Source organism: uncultured Microbulbifer sp., assembly GCF_947498635.1.
GTDB classification, from domain to species: domain Bacteria; phylum Pseudomonadota; class Gammaproteobacteria; order Pseudomonadales; family Cellvibrionaceae; genus Microbulbifer; species Microbulbifer echini.
The window spans coordinates 1-233 of record NZ_CANMKV010000166.1 but is presented as its reverse complement, the minus strand read 5'-3'; the positions used below and the strand labels follow the sequence as shown (position 1 = coordinate 233).

1 protein-coding gene is annotated in these 233 nt (G+C 46.8%); it reads left to right on the top strand.

Annotation, left to right across the window (positions count from 1 at the left end; translation table 11 throughout):
- Positions 1-233, top strand: a 233-nt coding sequence (locus Q1A69_RS20280; protein WP_299589786.1) for an IS30 family transposase, incomplete at both ends; no start/stop codon positions are given.

Here is a 233-nt window from a genome sequence, read left to right as displayed (position 1 = left end):
ATTGGTCACTGGGAAGGCGATACTGTTTATGGTCAAGATGGCTATCTGGTGACACTGGTTGAACGAGTCTCCAAATTATTGCTCACTCGTAGAGTCCCAAATAAGAGCAAGAAAACAGTGGGTCGGGCAATAAAGCAGATGCTGAAGCCATATCAGGCCATCTGTAAAACCATCACCTTCGATAATGGCGGAGAATTCGCAGGTCATCAATCGATCGCGCAGAAGCTAGGATG